This is a genomic window from Kitasatospora sp. RG8 (assembly GCF_017813315.1).
Classification (GTDB): Bacteria; Actinomycetota; Actinomycetes; order Streptomycetales; family Streptomycetaceae; genus Kitasatospora.
The window spans coordinates 32,419-50,838 of sequence record NZ_JAGIYX010000034.1 but is presented as its reverse complement, the minus strand read 5'-3'; the positions used below and the strand labels follow the sequence as shown (position 1 = coordinate 50,838).

General features: G+C 74.6%; 2 protein-coding genes. Both read left to right on the top strand.

All coding sequences use genetic code 11. From position 1 onward, the window contains the following. Window positions 1-11 precede the first annotated feature (11 nt). Entirely contained in the window at window positions 12-8,765 is an 8,754-nt protein-coding gene (locus J5Y04_RS34815) for an SDR family NAD(P)-dependent oxidoreductase (protein WP_209416545.1), read from the top strand. Beyond that, window positions 8,758-18,420: an SDR family NAD(P)-dependent oxidoreductase gene (locus J5Y04_RS34810; RefSeq protein WP_209416544.1), complete on the top strand. Its 9,663-nt coding sequence runs from the start codon at window positions 8,758-8,760 to the stop codon at window positions 18,418-18,420. The genes J5Y04_RS34815 and J5Y04_RS34810 overlap by 8 nt, the downstream gene beginning before the upstream one ends.

The following is an 18,420-nucleotide window of genomic DNA, read 5'->3' as shown; positions in this document are numbered from 1 at the left end:
CGCACAACCCCGTGACACACCACGACAGCGACGAGCTCGCGGCGAAGGCGACCGCGTACCTCAAGGGCCTGCTCTCCCGGGCCACCAAGGTGCCGGTCGGCCGGGTCGACGCCCACCGGGCGTTCGAGAGCTTCGGCGTCGACTCGGTCATGGCGATGACCATGACGGCCGAGCTCGAAACCGTCCTCGGGTCGCTGCCGAAGACCCTCTTCTTCGAGTTCCGCGACCTCCACGGGCTGGCGCAGCACCTCCTCGCCGACCACCGCCCGGCGCTGCTGCGTCACCTCGGCACCGCCGGTGAGGAGGAGGCCCCGGCCGGCCGGGAGCCCGGGGCGGCGCCGCGCGGGGCCGACCGGCCGCGCAGGCCCGTGCCGCGCAAGGCGGTGCCGCGCAAGCCCCTGGCGTCGAGCCGGTGGGGCACGCGGCCGGCGGCGCCGCAGCCGGCGGGCGCGGCCGGGCCGGCCCGGCCGACCGAGCCCGTGCAGCCGGTGCAGACCGTGCAGACCGTGCCGTCCGTCCAGCCCGTGCGGTCGGAGACGCCGGAGGGGGTGCTGGAGGGGACGTCGGAGGGGACGCGGGGGCTCGACATCGCGATCATCGGCCTGTCCGGGCGCTACCCGCAGGCCCGCACGCTGGACGAGTTCTGGGCCAACCTGGCCGCCGGCCGCGACAGCGTCACCGAGATCCCGGCCGACCGCTGGGACCACGGCGTGTACTTCGACCCCGACAAGGACACGCCGGGGAAGACGTACAGCAAGTGGGGCGGATTCGTCGACGGCGTCGCCGAGTTCGACCCGCTGTTCTTCCACATCTCGCCCTCCGAGGCCGAGTTGATGGACCCTCAGGAACGGCTCTTCCTGCAGTGCGCCTACGAGACCGTCGAGGACGCCGGCTACACCCCGGCGGGCCTGAATGCGCCCTCGGCCGACGGCACGCCGCCCAGCGTCGGCGTCTACGTCGGCGTCATGTACGAGGAGTACCAGCTCTACGGGGCCCAGGAGCAGGTCCTCGGGCGCCCGGTGGCGCTCTCCGGGAACCCCTCGGCCGTCGCCAACCGGGTCTCCTACTACTTCGACTTCCGCGGCCCGAGCATGAGCGTGGACACGATGTGCTCCTCCTCGCTCAGCGCCATCCAGCTCGCCTGCCAGAGCATCGGCGCGGGCGTCTGCGACGTGGCGCTGGCCGGCGGCGTCAACCTCTCGGTGCACCCCAACAAGTACCTGATGCTCGGTCAGGGCAAGTTCGTCTCCGGCAAGGGCCGGTGCGAGAGCTTCGGCAAGGGCGGCGACGGCTACGTGCCCGGCGAGGGCGTGGGCGCCGTCCTGCTGAAGCCGCTGGCCAGGGCCGTGGCGGACGGCGACCGAATACACGGCGTCATCCGGGGCATCGCCGTCAACCACGGCGGGCGGACCAACGGGTACGCCGTCCCCAGCCCGCTGGCCCAGGCCCAGTCGATCACCGACGCGTGGCGGCAGTCCGGGGTGGACCCCCGCGCCGTCAGCTACATCGAGGCGCACGGCACCGGCACGGCGCTCGGGGACCCGATCGAGATCTCCGGGCTCACCAAGGCGTTCCGCCGGCACACCCAGGACGAGCGGTTCTGCGCGATCGGCTCGGTCAAGAGCAACATCGGGCACTGCGAGAGCGCCGCCGGCATCTCCGGCCTGACCAAGGTCCTGCTGCAGCTGCGGCACGGCAAGCTCGCCCCGTCGCTGCACTCCGCGGAGCTCAACCCGTACATCGACTTCGACCGCACGCCCTTCACCGTCCAGCAGACCCTGGCGGACTGGCGGCGGCCCGTGGTGACGGTCGACGGGGCCGAGCGGGAACTGCCCCGGATCGCGGGCATCTCCTCCTTCGGAGCCGGCGGGTCCAACGCCCACCTGGTCGTCGAGGAGTACCGGGCGGAGCCCGCGCCCGCGGTCGCGCCCGGGGCGCCCGTCCTCGTCGTGCTCTCCGCCCGCAGCGCCGACCGCCTGACCGAGAAGGCACGCCAACTCGCCGACTGGATCGAGGCGAAGGGCCTCGCCGACGCCGATCTGCCCTCGGTCGCCCGGACGCTCCAGGTGGGGCGCGAGGCCATGCGGGAGCGGCTCGGCCTCGTGGTGGGGACCATGCCGGAGCTGGTCGCACGGCTGAAGGGCTTCGCGGCCGGCGAGGAGGCCGGCGGCCTGGTCCGCGGGCGGGCGGGCGGTGACACCGAGGCCCTCGCGCGGCTCGCCGCCGAGGAGCGGCCGGACGACGCGCTCGCCGGCCGGGACCTCGCGAGGCTGCTGGAGCTGTGGGTCAAGGGCGTCACCGTCGACTGGGCCGGGCTCTACGACGGCGTGGCGCCGGCGCGCATCGCGCTGCCCGCCTACCCGTTCCGCCGGGACCGCTACTGGATCGACACCACGCGCACGGCCGCGGCCCTGGCGGGCACCGTCGCCGGCACCGCCCCGGCCGTCGCCGCCGGTGCCCCGGCCGTCGCCGGCACCGCCCCGGCCCTCGCCGCCGCTGCCGCGGTCGGAACCGCTGCGGCCGGCCCGGCCCACGAGGCGCTGGTCTTCACGGAGGACTGGGAGCCCGAGGCGCTGCCCGCCGCGCCGGCCGGCGCGGCGCGGACCCTGGTCTGCCTCGGCACCGACCCCGCCGGCCTGGACGAGCTCACCCGCGCCGCGCGTGCCCTCGACCCCGCGACCACGCTGGTCCTCCTGACCCGCGGCGAGGGCTACCGGAAGACCTCGGAGCACTCCTACCAGGTCGACGCCCGGGAGCCCGGCGACTGCGTCCGCGCCTTCGAGGAGATCCGGGCGCGGTACGGCCCGGTCGACGGCCTGCTCAACCTGTGGACGCTGGAGGACGGCGCCGGCCCGGCCTCCTACCGCACCACCCTCCACCTCCTCCAGGCGGTCGCGGCGGCGAAGCTGACGGTCCGCCGGATCGTCCAGGCCGGGGAGTTCCGCGACGGCGTGGAGCAGGCGTACCTGGAGTCGTGGCTCGGCTTCGAGCGTTCGCTCGGCCGGGTGCTCCCGGGGGTGGCGTTCACCGCCGTACTGGAGGACGCCCGGGACGCCGAGGGCCGGGACGCCGAGGGCCGGACGGCTCCCGCGGTCTGGTTCGCACGCCTCCGCGACGAGCTGGCCGCCGCCGAGCCGGCGAGCGCGCTGTACCGCGGCGGGACCCGCCACGTCGGCAGGGTCCGGCCGAGCACGCCCGGCGCCGGGACGGACCTGCTCAAGCAGCGCGGCACCTACCTGATCACCGGCGGTCTCGGCGGCCTGGGCCTGCTCTTCGCCGAGCACCTCGCCCGGACCCGCTCCGCGCGCCTGGTGCTGACCGGCCGCTCGCCCCTCGACGCCGGCCGGGAGCGGCTGATCGCCGGGATCGAGGCGCTCGGCGGCGAGGTCCTGTACGGGCGGGCCGACGCCGCCGACCGGGAGGCCATGCGCGCGGTCGTGAGCGCGGCGCACGAGCGCTTCGGGGCGATCGACGGCGTCATCCACGCCGCCGGCGTCGCAGGGCAGGGCAGCGTCCTCACCACCGACGCCCCGGCGTTCGAGGACCGGCTCTCCTCCAAGGTGGCCGGCACGCTCGTCCTGGACGAGGTCCTCGCCGGTGAACCCCTCGGCTTCGCCTGCTACTTCTCGTCCACCTCGGCCGTCCTCGGGGACTTCGGCAGCTGCGACTACGCCGTCGGCAACCGCTTCCAGACCGCCTACGCCCGGCACCGCGAGGAGCGGGTGCGGCACGGTTCGCTCTCCGGGGCGACCGTCGCCGTCAACTGGCCGCTGTGGCGCGAGGGCGGCATGGGCTTCGACGACGCACAGGGCGCCGAGCTGTACCTCGCCTCCAGCGGGCTGCGGCTGCTCGACCGGGAGGAGGGCATCGCGCTCTTCGAACGGCTCCTGGGGCAGGGCCGGACCCAGCAGCTCGTCCTGGCCGGGGAGCCGGACCGCGTCCGGCGCCTGCTCGGCGTGGACCGGCCGACCCCCGCACCGACCGCACCTGTCCTGCCAGAAACACCCGCCGCACCCGCCGCACCTGCCGAACCGGTCACACCGGCCGTACCAGAAACACCCGCCGCACCTGCCGTCAACAACGCTGCGCACAGCGCGCTCGTCCCGGGAACGGAGCACGTGGACCTCGACGCCCTGGTTCTTTCGGAACTGGAAACGATGATCGGTGAGACGCTCAGGGTGCCCCGTGAGCAGATCCACGCCGACGAGAACCTCTCACACCTCGGATTCGACTCCGTCAACCTGGCGAAGCTCGCCGGGGCCATGAGCCGGCACTTCGGCTTCGAGGTGCTGCCCTCGGTCTTCTTCTCGCACCCCACCCCGCAGCGGCTGGTGGCGCACCTGGTGGCGGAGCAGCAGGACGCCCTGCGCGAGCGCTACACGAAGCAGGCCGGGCGCCCGGCCGCCGAGGCCCCGGAGGCCACCGCGGCTTCCGAGCCCGTCGCGGTCACCGAGGTCACCGAGACCGCCGGGTCGGCCCGGGGGAGGAGCGCGGGCGGCGCACCCGAGGCGATCGCCGTCATCGGCATGAGCGGCCGCTTCCCCGCCGCCCGGTCGGTCGACGAGTTCTGGAAGATCCTGGAGCAGGGTCGGGACGTCCTCTCGCCCGTGCCGGAGGACCGCCGCGCCGACTGGAGCGACCCGGAGGCACAGGACCCGGAGCGCACCCGGTGCGGATTCGTCCCCGGCATCGCCGAGTTCGACCCCGCCTTCTTCGAGATCTCGCCGCGCGAGGCGCAGAGCATGGACCCGCGCCAGCGGCTGCTGCTCCAGGAGGCCTGGCACGCGCTGGAGGACGCCGGCTACGGCGAGCGCCGGCTCCGGGACGAGCAGATCGGCATGTTCGTCGGCGCGGAGCAGGGCGACTACCTGCACCTGACCCAGGGCGAGGGCAGCATCACGGCGCAGCACGAGGCGATCATGGCCTCGCGCCTGGCCTACCTGCTCGACTTCTCCGGTCCCGTGCTCGCCATCAACACCGCCTGCTCCTCCGGGCTGGCCGCCGCCCACCAGGCGTGCGCGAGCCTGCGCAGCGGTGAGTGCGACGCCGCGGTGGTGGCCGGGGTCAACCTGGCGACCACCTCCAAGGTGTTCGCCGAGACGAGCAAGGCTGGCATGCTCTCCGAGAGCGGTGTCTGCCACGCGTTCGACTCGCGCGCGGACGGCATGGTGCTCGGCGAGGCCGTCGCGGTCGTCGTCCTGAAGCGCCTGTCGCAGGCGGAGGCCGACGGTGACACCGTCCTCGCCGTCATCCGCGGCAGCGGCATGAACTACGACGGCCGGACCAACGGCATCACCGCCCCGAACGGCGCGGCCCAGGCGAACCTCTACCGCAGCGTCCACCGGCGCTTCGGGATCGACGCCGGGCGCATCGAGCACATCGTCGCCCACGGCACCGGCACCAGGCTCGGCGACCCCGTGGAGGTCAACGCGCTCAACGAGGTCTTCAAGGAGCGCACCGGCCGGGCCGGTCACTGCGCGCTGACCTCGACGAAGACCAACGTCGGCCACACGCTGGCCGCCTCCGGCGTGGTCAGCCTGATCGCCCTCGTCCAGTCGCTGCGGCACGGCGTCATCCCCGCCAGCCTCCACTGCGAGCAGGACAGCGACTACATCGCGTGGAAGGACAGCCCCTTCTACGTCAACAAGGCGGCCAAGGCGTGGCCGGCCGGCGCGCGGGGCACGCGCCTCGGCGCGGTCAGCTCGTTCGGCATGAGCGGGACCAACGTCCACATGGTCGTGGAGAGTCACCGCGCGGCCGAGCGCACGGCGCCGTCCGGCGAGGCACCGGCGCGGCTGCTGGTGCTCTCCGCGAAGACCCCCGAGGCGCTGGACGAGCGGGTCCGGGAGCTGCGGGAGGCCCTGCGGGCCGGGGACTTCGACGCCGCCCGCCTCGGTGACGCCGCGTACACCCTGCTGGAGGGCAGGCAGCACTTCGCCCACCGCTGCGCGCTCGTCGTCGGCGACGCCGCCGACGCCCTCGCCGCACTGGACGCCGCGGCGCGCGGCGAGGAGGCGCCAGCGGTCCGCCGCGGCGAGGTGCCGCGGGACCGCAAGGACCGCTCGCTGCTCGACATCCAGGCGCAGGCGCTGCTCGCCGAGCTGGCGGTGCCCGGCATCCCGGCGGCCAAGTACCGGGACGTGCTCTCGGCCCTGGCCGCGCTCTACTGCCAGGGCGCTACGCCGGACTGGCAGAAGCTCTTCGCGGGCGAGCAGCCGCACCTGACCGCGCTGCCCGGCTACCCGTTCTCGCGCAAGCGCTACTGGGCCACGCAGCAGCGGCCCGCCCCGGCCCCGGCTGCCCCGGTGGCCGCGCCCGCTCCGGCCCCGGCTGCGGTGGCTGCCGCTCCGGCTGCTGCTCCGGCCCCGGCTTCGGCTCCGGCCGCTGCTCCGTCGGCCGTGGCGGCCCCCGCGACGGGTGGGCCCGCAGCCGGACGGGCGAAGATCGTGCTGCGGAGCCCGGGTGCGGCGCCCGCCGCACCGGCCTCGCCGGCCGGCAAGCCGCGCAACGTCCGGCTGGGCGAGCTGGGCGCTCCGTCCGGGCGGCCCGCGCCGGTCGTGACCCCGGTGCCCGGCGCACGGCCCCTGGCCGCGCCCGACGCCGTTGTCGCCGGCCCGGCGCCCGTGCCGCAGGCCCCGGCCGCGCCGGTGCGGTCCACGAGCGTGCTGCGGCAGGAGCTGCGGGCCGGTCTCGCGGAGGCGCTGTACCTGCCGGAGAGCGACATCGACCTCGGCCGCAACTTCATCGAGCTGGGCCTGGACTCCATCGTCGGGGTGGAGTGGATCAAGACCCTCAACAAGAAGTACGGCACCGCGCTGACGGCCGCTCGGCTCTACGACTACCCGACGGTGCGGGAGTTCGCGGAGTTCCTCCAGGGTGAGATGGCGGCCGCCGTGCCCGCGCCGGCCGCCGTGCCCGCGCCGGAGCCCGCCGTCCAGCCCGTGCCGACGCCGGAGCCCGCGCCCGCCGTCCAGCCCGTGCCGGCGCCCGCGCCCGTCGCGGCCCGGCCGGGCCGACCGAGGTCCGTCCTGATCGACGAACTGCGGGGCAGCCTGGCCGAGGCCCTGTTCCTGGAGCCGGGGGAGGTCGACGCCGGCCGCAACTTCGTGGAGCTGGGCATGGACTCCATCATCGGCGTCGAGTGGGTGAAGACGATCAACCGGCTGTACGGCACGTCGCTGACGGCGACGCGGCTGTACGACTACGCGACGCTGCGCGAGCTGGCCGGGTACCTGGAGACGCAGATGCCGGCCGAGGCCGGGCCGGTCGCCGCCGCGCAGCCGGTCGCCCCGGTTGCCGCGGCCCCGGTGGCCCCGGTGGCTGCGGTCACGCCGGCCCCGGCCCCCGTTCCCGCGCCCGCCGCCCCCGTCGTTCCGGCCCCGGTTGCCCCGGTGCCCGCTGCGGCGGCGCCCGCCACCACGACGCCCGCCCCGGCCCCCGTCGCGCGGGAGGCCGCGCCGTCCGCCCTCCGGACCGGTGACCGGGCCGCCGTCATCGGCATGTCCGGCCGCTACCCGGGCTCGGAGAACCTCCGCCAGTACTGGGACAACCTCAGCAACGGCCGCAACTCCGTGCGCGAGGTGCCCCCGTCCCGCTGGGACGTGGCGCGGTACTACGACCCGCGCCCCGGCCAGAAGGGCAAGACGAACTGCAAGTGGCTGGGCTACCTGGAGGACGCGGACTGCTTCGACCCGCTGTTCTTCAACATCTCGCCGCTGGAGGCGGAGGGGCTCGACCCGCAGCAGCGCATCTTCCTCCAGGAGGCCTACCGGGCGTTCGAGGACGCGGGGTACGACCCGCAGTCCCTGAGCCGCAAGAAGTGCGGCGTCTTCCTGGGGATCAGCGGCAACGAGTACAGCTTCCTGGTGTTCCGCAACGGCGCGGAGACCAACGCGGCGACCAGCAGCAGCAACGCCATCGCCGCCTCGCGCATCGCCTACTTCCTCAACCTCAAGGGCCCGGCGATCGCGATCGACACCGCGTGCTCCTCCTCGCTGGTGGCGCTGCACCTCGCCCAGCAGGCGCTGGCGAGCCACGAGATCGACATCGCGCTGGTCGGCGGCGTCTCGCTCTACCTGCTCCCGGACACCTACGTCGGGATGTCCGAGGCGGGCATGCTCTCGCCGCACGGGCAGTGCCGGTCCTTCGACAACGGCGCGGACGGGTTCGTGCCGGGCGAGGGCGTCGGCGCCCTGGTGCTGAAGCGCCTGGGCGACGCCGAGGCCGACCACGACCACGTCTACGGCGTCGTCGCGGCCTCGGGCACCAACCAGGACGGCAAGACCAACGGCATCACCGCTCCCAGCGCCAACAGCCAGATGGACCTGGTCCGTTCGGTCTACGACCGGCACGGCATCGACGCGGCGTCCATCGGCTACGTCGAGATGCACGGCACCGGAACCAAGCTCGGCGACCCGATCGAGCTCGACGCGCTGGGCACCGTCTACCGCGAGCGGGGCGTGCCGGCCAACTCCTGCGCGATCGGCTCGGTGAAGAGCAACATCGGGCACACCTCGGCGGCCGCCGGGGTGGCCGGGGTGCACAAGGCGCTGCTGAGCATGCGTCACGGTCTGCTCGTGCCGTCGCTGAACTTCGAGACGCCCAACGAGCACTTCGACTTCGCCCATTCCCCTTTCCGTGTCAACACCCGCCTCGAACCCTGGGAGCCCCAGGCCGGCCGGGCGCCGAGGCGCGCTGCCGTGAGCTCGTTCGGATTCAGCGGAACGAATGCCCACGTCGTGCTGGAGGAGTATCGCAATGCGTGACAGCAGTGTGCGGACCGCTTCGGCGGCCGTCGTCGTCACCCTGTCGGCCAAGACCGAGGCGCAGCTGGACAGCGCGGCCGAGAACCTGCTCGCCTTCCTGGCGGACGAGCCGCGGCTCGACCTGACCGACCTGGCCTTCTCGCTCCAGGCCGGCCGGGAGGCGATGGACCACCGGCTGGCCTTCGTGGCCGACTCCACCGCCGCGGTCGCGGCCGGCCTGCGGACCCACCTGGGGCAGGGCGGCGGGACCGCCCTCTTCCGGGGCCGGGCGCCCGAGCAGTTGACCTGGGACGAGGAGGACGAGGAGCGCAAGGCGCTGGTCCGTTCCTGGATCGCGGCCGGGGACCACGCCGCCGTCGCGAAGGCCTGGGCCGGCGGCTGCGCCGTCGACTGGCCGCTGCTGTACGCGCCGGCCCGGCCGTTCCGGATCCCGCTGCCCACCTACCCGTTCGCGAAGGAGCGGTACTGGGTCGAGGAGCAGCCGGGTGCGCAGGCCGGTCCCGGCCCGTCCGCCGCGGCGGCGCCGCACCCGCTGGTGCACCGCGACACCTCCCAGTTCGGGCGGCAGCGCTACACCTCGACCTTCACCGGTGAGGAGGCGTTCCTCCGTGACCACCGGGTCCGCGGTGAGCGGATCCTGCCCGGCGTCGCCCAGTTGGAGATGGCGCTCGCGGCTGCGGCCGGCGGGCGGACGCCCCGGCCGGGCTCGGCCCTCGCCGACGTGGTCTGGGCCCGCCCGTTCCGGGTGGGCGACCGCCCCCGCGACCTCCACGTCGCGCTGCGGCCCGAGGACGCGCTGCGCACCGGGGACGCGCAGGGGCCCGAGGGCGCGCAGGGCGTCCGGTTCGAGGTCTTCGCCGCGGACGAGGACGCGGACGGGCCGGGCACGGCGCAGGTCCTGCACAGCACCGGCACGGTCGTGCCGGTCGGCGCCGCACCCGGACCGGTCGACCTGCCACGGCTGCGGGCGGAGTGCACCGCCCGCCGGCTGGACGCCGACGAGGTCTACGCGGCGTTCGCGGCCGCCGGGATCGAGTACGGCGCGTCGCTGCGCGGCATCGAGTACCTGCTCGTCGGCGAGGGCCAGCTGCTGGCGCGCCTCGTGCTCCCCGCCGCCGCCCAGCCCGGCTTCGACGCCACCCGTCTGCACCCGGGCCTCACCGACGCGGCGCTCCAGGCCTGCCTGGGGATGCCGGCGGACGGCCCGGACGCCGCGCCGCAGACCCTGCTGCCGTTCGCCGTCGACCGGGTCGAGGTGTTCGGCGCGCTGACGCCCGGCCTCTGGGTCTGGATCCGCCCGAGCGGGACCGGCCCGCAGGACGGCTCCGTCCGCCGCCTCGACCTGGACCTCTGCGACGACGCGGGGGAGGTCCGGGTGCGCCTGACGGGCTTCGCGGTCCGGGCGCTGCCCCAGGAACCAGCCCGGGAGCCCGCGGCCGGTACTGCCCTGGCCCTGCCCCGGGAGCCCGCGGCCGGCACCGTCCTGGCCTTCCCGCAGTGGCGCGAGCGTGCGCTGCCCGCACCGGCGGCCGACACCGCGCGGCGCACCGTGGTCCTCGCCGAGGCGGGCGTCCTCGCGGACGCGGTCGCGGTCGCGCCGGACGCCGGCTGCGAGGTCGGGGTGCTCGGCTCCGAGGCCGCCGACCTCGCGGGCCGCTACAGCGACTACGCGCTCCAGGTGTTCGAGCGGACGAAGGCGCTGCTGGCGGACGGCACGCAGTCCGAGGTGTTCGTCCAGATCCTGCTGGCGGACCGGCCCGAGTCGCCGGCGCTCTCCGGCCTCGGCGCGCTGCTGCGGACGGCCCGGCTGGAGAACCCGCGGATCACCGGCCAGGTCGTCCTCGTGGACTCCGCCACGGGAGCGGACGCGCTGCGCGCGCTCCTCGCGGCCGAGCGCCGCAACCCGGCGGGCACCGACGAGGCCGGCAGCGCTCACAGCACCGTCCGGTACCGGAACGGCCGGCGCGAGGTGCCTGCCTGGGCCGAGGAGCCCGCGGCGGACCGCCCCGGCGCGCCCTGGCGGGCCGGCGGCGTCTACCTGGTCACCGGCGGCCTCGGCGGCCTCGGGCTGATCTTCGCGGAGGAGATCGCCGGCCAGGTGAAGGACGCCACGCTCGTCCTCGCCGGCCGCTCCCCGGAGACGGCCGCGACGCGGCGGACCGTGGAGCGGCTGCGGGCGTCGGGGGCCGACGTCTCCTACGCGAGCCTCGACGTCGCCGACCGGGACGCCGTCGCGGCCCTGGTCGACCGGATCGTGCGCACGGCGGGCCACCTCCACGGCGTCGTCCACAGCGCCGGCGTGATCGAGGACAACTTCATCCTGAGGAAGCCGGCCGGCGAGTTCCGCGCCGTCCTGGCGCCGAAGGTCGACGGCCTGGTGCACCTGGACGAGGCGACCAAGGACGCGGACCTGGACTTCTTCGTCACGTTCTCCTCGGGTGCCGCCGTCACCGGCAACGCCGGCCAGGCCGACTACGCGGCGGCCAACGCGTTCATGGACGGCTTCGCCGAGTACCGGCAGGGCCTGGTCTCGGCCGGACTGCGCCGCGGCCGCACCCTCTCCGTCGACTGGCCGCTCTGGGCGGACGGCGGCATGCGCCCGGACGCGGGCACCGAGGCCGAGCTCCGCGACCGCTTCGGGATCTCCCTGCTGGAGCGCGCGGCCGGGATCGAGGCGCTCTCCCGCAGCCTCCAGACGAACCACCACCAAGTGCTCGTCGCCGCAGGCGACGTGGCCCGAATCAGGCAGGCGCTGACGATGCAGCAGGCCGGTGAGGACACAGGACCAGTGAGCACCGACATTCCCGGCGCGGCAGTGGAGCGGCAGGACGACGGCCTGGAGGACAGGGCCGTCGGGTACGTCACCGCGCTGCTGGCGGGCGCGCTCAAGGTGCCCGCGCACCGCATCGAGGCCGACCTCCCGCTGGAGCGCTACGGCATCGACTCGGTGATGGCGATGAACCTGACCGCCAAGCTGGAGGCGGTCTTCGGCCGGCTGCCGAAGACGCTCTTCTTCGAGTACCGCGACATCAGGCAGCTCACCGGCTACCTGGTCGAGGCGCACCGGGAGAAGCTGGCGGAGCTGCTGGGCGTGCGGCCCGCGGTCCCCGCCCCCGCCCCCGCCCCCGCCCCCGCGGCTCCCGTGGCCCCGGCGCCCGTGGTTCAGGCGCCCGCCCCGGCGGCCCCCGCCCCGGCCCCGGCCCCGGCCCCGGCGCCCGCCGTCGTGCCGGAGCCGCGTGCGGCGGTCGCGCCGCGCAGCGCCGACATCGCCGTCATCGGCCTCGGCGGCCGCTACCCGCAGGCCCGCAACCTCCGCGAGTTCTGGCGCAACCTGGCCGAGGGCCGGGACAGCGTCACCGAGGTGCCCGCGGACCGCTGGGACCACCGCGCCCACTCCGTCGAGGACCCGTCCAGGCCCGGCACCGCCCACGGCAAGTGGGGCGGGTTCCTGGACGACGTCGACCGGTTCGACCCGCTCTTCTTCAACATGTCGCCCCGCGAGGCCGAGTTCACCGACCCGCAGGAGCGCCTGTTCCTGGAGTGCGTCCACGAGACGCTGGAGGACGCCGGCTACACGCGCCAGGACCTCAACCGGCACCGCTCGAACGGCGTCGAGGGCAACGTCGGCGTCTTCGTCGGCGCGATGTACGACGAGTACCAGCTGTACGGTGCGACCGAGCAGGCGCAGGCCGAGGGCCGGGTGATCCCCGGCAACGCGGCGAACATCGCCAACCGCGTCTCGTACTACTGCAACTGGCAGGGCCCGAGCATCACGCTCAAGACCATGTGCTCCTCGTCCCTGACGGCGCTCCACCTCGCCTGCCAGAGCCTGCAGCTCGGCGACTGCGAGGTCGCCGTCGCCGGCGGCGTCAACCTGTCGCTCCACCCGAACAAGTACCGGCTGCTGGGCCAGACCGGCTTCGCGTCGAGCAAGGGCCGTTGCGAGAGCTTCGGGGAGGGCGGCGACGGCTACGTGCCCGGCGAGGGCGTGGGCGCGGTGCTGCTGAAGCCGCTGGACCGGGCGATCGCCGACGGCGACCGGATCTACGGCGTCATCAAGGCCACCGCGGTCAACCACGGCGGCCGGACCAACGGCTACACGGTGCCGAACCCGAACGCCCAGAGCGGCGTGATCGCGCACGCCCTGGACAAGGCGGGCGTCGACGCGCGCACGGTCAGCTACATCGAGGCGCACGGCACCGGTACGTCCCTCGGCGACCCGATCGAGATCGCCGGCCTCACCAAGGCCTTCTCCCGGCACACGGACGACCGGCAGTTCTGCGCGATCGGCTCGGTGAAGAGCAACATCGGGCACGCCGAGAGCGCCGCCGGCATCTCGGCCCTGACGAAGGTGCTGCTCCAGCTCAAGCACGGCAAGCTGGCGCCCTCGCTCCACTCCGAGGTGCTCAACCCGCACATCGACTTCGAGGAGACGCCCTTCCGGGTGCAGCGGGAGCTGGCGGACTGGGACCGGCCGGTGATCGACACCGCCGACGGCCCCCGCGAGTACCCGCGGATCGCCGGCATCTCCTCCTTCGGCGCGGGCGGCTCCAACGCGCACGTCGTCGTCGAGGAGTACGTCCCCGCCGGGCGCCCGGCGGACACCGACCCGGCGCAGCAGCCGCTGGCCACCGTCGTCGTGCTCTCCGCGCGCACCACGGAGCAGCTCCGCGAGCAGGCGCAGCGGCTCCTCGACTGGGCGCAGGAGGAGCGGATCGGCGACGCCGACCTGCCCGGGATCGCCTTCACGCTCCAGACGGGCCGAGAGCACCTGGACGAGCGGCTGGCGTTCCTGGCCGGCTCCGCCGAAGAGCTGCTCGCCCGCCTGCGCGACCACCTGGACGGCAAGGACGCCGTCGGCGAGGTCTACCGGGGCCGGGTGAAGCGCGCGAAGGACGCCGTGTCGTTCCTCGCCGAGGACGAGGACATGGCGCACACCATCGAGGCGTGGGTGCGCAAGCGCAAGTTCGGCAAGCTGCTCGAACTCTGGGTCAGCGGTCTGGGCCTGGACTGGCGGAGCTTCTACCCCGCCCCGCAGCCGGCCAGGGTCTCGCTGCCGACCTACCCGTTCGCGCGCAAGCGGTTCTGGGCCCCGGCGGGCCAGGCGGCCGCGCCGGCCACCCCTGTGCCCGCCGCCGTCGCCACTGCGCCCGCCGCCGTTGCCACTGCTGCTCCGGCCGCTGCTGCGCCGGCGCCCGCGGCGGTGGTGACCGCGCCCGAGCCCACCCAGCTGAAGCCGATCCCGCCGGTGCGGCCCGCCACGGTGCCCGTGCCGTCCGGCGGCGCCCGCGCCGTCGCGAAGCCGCGCGGCATCGGCCTCGCCCCGCTCGGCGGCGGGCCGGCCGCACCGGCGGCTCCGGCACCCGTGCGTCGTCCGGCCGCCGCGGTGACCCTCGCGCCGGTGTCCACTCCTGCTCCGTCGGCCCCCGTCGCCGCCCCGGCGGCGGCCCCCGCCCCGCAGGCCCCCGCCCCGCAGGCTCCGGCCGCGGCGGTCACGGTCTACGCCGGCCCGGACGAGGAGACCCTCGTCGACGAGCTGGCGGCGAGCCTCGCCCAGGCCCTGTACATGGCGGAGGAGGAGGTCGACACCGACACCAACTTCACCGACCTCGGGCTGGACTCCATCGTCGGGGTCGAGTGGATCAAGGCGATCAACAAGCAGTACGGCCTCGAACTGGCCGCGACCAGGCTCTACGACACGCCCACCGTCCGCCAGTTGGCGGCCTACCTGCACAACCTGCTGCGCACCGCGGCGCCCGCCCCGGCCGCGGCTCCGGCCGCTCCGCCGGCCGCCGTCGCGCCGGTGGCCGAGCCGGTCGCCGCTCCGGCGCCGGTGACCGCTCCGGTGACCGCTCCGGTGACGGCCGAGGCCCCGCAGCCGGCCCTCTCGGAGGACGAGGTCCAGGCGGACCTGCTGAGCAGCCTGGCCGCAGCCCTGTACGTGTCGGAGGACGAGCTCGACCTCGACCGGAGCTTCACCGACTTCGGCCTCGACTCCATCATCGGCGTGGAGTGGATCAAGGCGATCAACAAGCAGTACGGGCTGGACCTCCCCGCCACGAGGCTCTACGACCACCCGACGATCCAGGAGCTGACGGCCTGCATCCTCCGGGAGCTGGGGAAGGGAGGCGCCCCTCAGGGGCGTCCCTTTCGCGGGCTGACCGCCCCCGCCGACGCCCCCGCCGCCGAGGCCGCGCCCGTCGCGGAGCCCGTCGACGCCGCCCCGTCCGCCCCGGTCGTCCCGAAGCCCGAGCCGAAGCCGGAGCCCGCCCCCGTCGTCGCACCCGCCCCCGCCCCCGCCCCCGCCCCTGCCCCCGTCACCGTCGCCGCACCCGCCCCGGCGGCCGCCGGCCCGCGCCGCGGTGACGCGATCGCGATCGTCGGCATGGCCGGCCGCTACCCCCGCTCGGAGAACCTGGCCGAGTACTGGGACAACCTGGCGAACGGGCGCGACTGCGTCCGGGAGATCCCCAAGTCCCGCTGGGACGTCGACGAGTACTACGACCCCCGCCCGAGCCAGAAGGGCAAGGTCTACTGCCGGTCGATGGGCGACCTCGACGACATCGAGGTCTTCGACCCGCTGTTCTTCAACATCCCGCCGGCCGAGGCCGAGGCGATGGACCCGCAGCAGCGCCTCTTCCTCCAGGAGGCGTACCACGCCTTCGAGGACGCGGGGTACGACCCGCGGGCGCTGAGCGGTGAGAAGTGCGGCGTCTACCTGGGGATCATGAGCAACGAGTACAGCATGCTCATGCAGAAGCAGGGTGCGGACGCCAGTTCGGCCACCAGCAACAGCAACGCCATCACGGCCGGCCGGATCGCCTACTTCCTCAACCTCAAGGGCCCGGCCATCGCCCTGGACACGGCCTGCTCCTCCTCGCTCGTCGCGACCCACCTGGCCTCCCAGGCGCTCAAGGGCGGCGAGATCGACATGGCCCTGGTCGGCGGCGTCACCCTCTACCTGAGCCCCGAGGCGTACATCAGCATGTGCGGCGCCGGGATGCTCTCGCCGGACGGCCGCTGCAAGACCTTCGACAACGGCGCCGACGGCTTCGTGCCGGGGGAGGGCGTGGGTGCCCTCGTCCTGAAGCGGCTCGACGACGCGGTGCGCGACGGGGACCACGTCCACGGCGTCATCCTCGGCTCGGGCATCAACCAGGACGGCAAGACCAACGGCATCACCGCGCCGAGCGTGATGAGCCAGATGGAGCTGGAGCGCGACGTCTACGGGCGCCACGGCATCGACCCGGCCGGGATCGGCTACGTCGAGATGCACGGCACCGGTACCAAGCTGGGCGACCCCATCGAGCTGGAAGCGCTGGGCACGGTCTACCGCGAGCACACCGACAAGGTCGGCTACTGCGCCATCGGCTCGGTGAAGAGCAACCTCGGGCACACCTCCGCGGCCGCGGGCATCGCCTCCATCCAGAAGGCCGTGCTCTGCATGCAGCAGAAGCACCTGGTGCCGACGCTCAACTTCGAGCGCCACAACGAGCACTTCGACTTCGAGCGCTCGCCGTTCTACGTCAACACCGCCCTGACGCCCTGGAAGACGGAGGCCGGCACCGCGCGGCGCGCGGCCGTGAGCTCCTTCGGCTTCAGCGGCACCAACGCCCACCTCGTGCTGGAGGAGTACGACGAGGGCGCCGGGTCCGCCGCGCCGGAGCCGGCGCAGGTCCCCCGCGTCTTCGTCCTCTCGGCGAGGAGCGAGGAGCAGCTCAGGACCGCCGCCGCACGACTCGGCGACCACGTCCGGGCGCACCCGTCGGTGGACCCGCGGGACCTCGCGTTCTCGCTCCAGGTGGGCCGCGAGGCCATGACGCGGCGGCTGGCGCTGGTCGCCGCCACCCTCGGGGAGCTGGCGGAGAAGCTGACGCGGTACTCCACGCAGGGTCGGGCGGACGGTGTCCTCACCGGTCAGGCCGCCAAGGGCCGGGGGAGGGGCGCCGTGCACGTCCCCCAGCCGGCCCCTGGCGGTGCGCCGTCCGCGGCGGAGAGCGAGCGGCTGGCCGGGCTCTGGGTGACCGGGACGGCCGTCGACTGGGCGCAGCTGTACGCGGACGAGCGGCCCCGCAGGGTCCCGCTGCCCACGTACCCCTTCGCCCGCGAGAGCTACTGGTTCACCCCGGCTCCCGCCGACGCGGGCACCCCGGCTCCTGCCGCCGCGCCCGCACCCGCCGCGCCCGCCGAGGTGCCCGCCGCGCCTGCGCCCACCCCGGCGCCCGCAGCCGCACCCGTCCCCGCCGCCGACCCGTCGGCCGCGGCGAACATCCTGCTGAAGCCGGTCTGGGACGTCGTCCCGAAGCCCGCCCCGCAGACCCCCGCCGCGCAGGCCCCCGGCACCCCGGCCGGCCGCGTCCTGGTGGTCGGCGGCGAGCAGGAGCACTGGGAGCGGATCCGCACCGTCCACCCGGGCGCCGAGCGCCTGGCCGTCTCACCCGCGGACACCGTGGAGACGATCGCCGCCCGGCTCGACGCCGCCGGCGACCCCGTCGCCCACCTGGTCTGGCTGGCACCCCAGCCGCAGACCCCGGCGGCCGTCACGGACGACGCGCTGGTCGAGGCACAGGAGGGCGGGCTGTACGCCTGCTTCCGCACGCTGAAGGCGCTGCTGAGCCTCGGTTACGGCCGCCGCACGCTCGACCTGACCGTCGTCACCGAGCAGAGCCTGCCGGTGCGGCGCGGCGACACCGTCGACCCGACCCACGCCGGCCTGCACGGCCTGCTCGGCTCGGTGGCCAAGGAGTACCCGGGCTGGAACGTGCGCCTGGCCGACCTCGACAAGGGGTACGACTGGCCGCTCGCGGAGCTGTTCGCGCTGCCCTGCGAGGACCGCGGCAGCGTCCGGGCATACCGCCGCAGGCGCTGGTACCAGCAGGCGCTCCTCCCGATCCGGGAGACCGCCCGGGACACCGCCGGGGACGCCGCGCAGGGTGGCAACCCGGTGTACCGGCAGGGCGGCACGTACGTGGTGATCGGCGGCGCCGGCGGCATCGGCGAGGCGTGGACCGAGCACATGATCCGCACCTACGGCGCGCAGGTCGTCTGGATCGGCCGCCGGGCCGAGGACGCGGCGATCCGCGAGAAGCTGGAGCGGCTGGGCCGGCTGGGCCCGGAGCCCCGCTACGTGCAGGCCGACGCCGCCGACCGGGAGTCACTGCAGGGCGCCTACGAGCGCATCAAGCAGAGCCACCCCGTCATCCACGGCGTGATCCACTCGGCGATCGTCCTGCTCGACCAGAGCCTGGAGCGGATGGACGAGGGGCGCTTCCGCGCCGCCGTCAGCGCCAAGGTCGACGTCAGCGTGCGGCTGGTGCAGGTCTTCCGGACCGAGCCGCTGGACTTCGTCCTGTTCTTCTCCTCGATGAACTCGTTCCTCAAGGCACCCGGGCAGTGCAACTACGTGGCCGGCTCCGTCTTCAAGGACGCCTACGCCCACCGGCTCGGCTCCGCTCTCTCCGCCCCCGTGAAGACCATGAACTGGGGTTACTGGGGCAGCGTCGGCATCGTCGCCTCGCAGGAGTACCAGGAGCGGATGAGCAGGGCCGGCGCAGCCTCGATCGAGCCCGCCGACGGCATGGCGGCCCTCGACGTCCTTCTTTCCGGCACGTTCGACCAGCTCGGCCTGGTCAAGGCTCAGGGGGGTAACTCGTAA

Coding starts and splice junctions, on each gene's coding strand:
- J5Y04_RS34810 (WP_209416544.1), top strand. CDS start 8,758: ATGCGTGACAGCAGTGTGCGGACCGCTTCGGCGGCCGTCGTCGTCACC.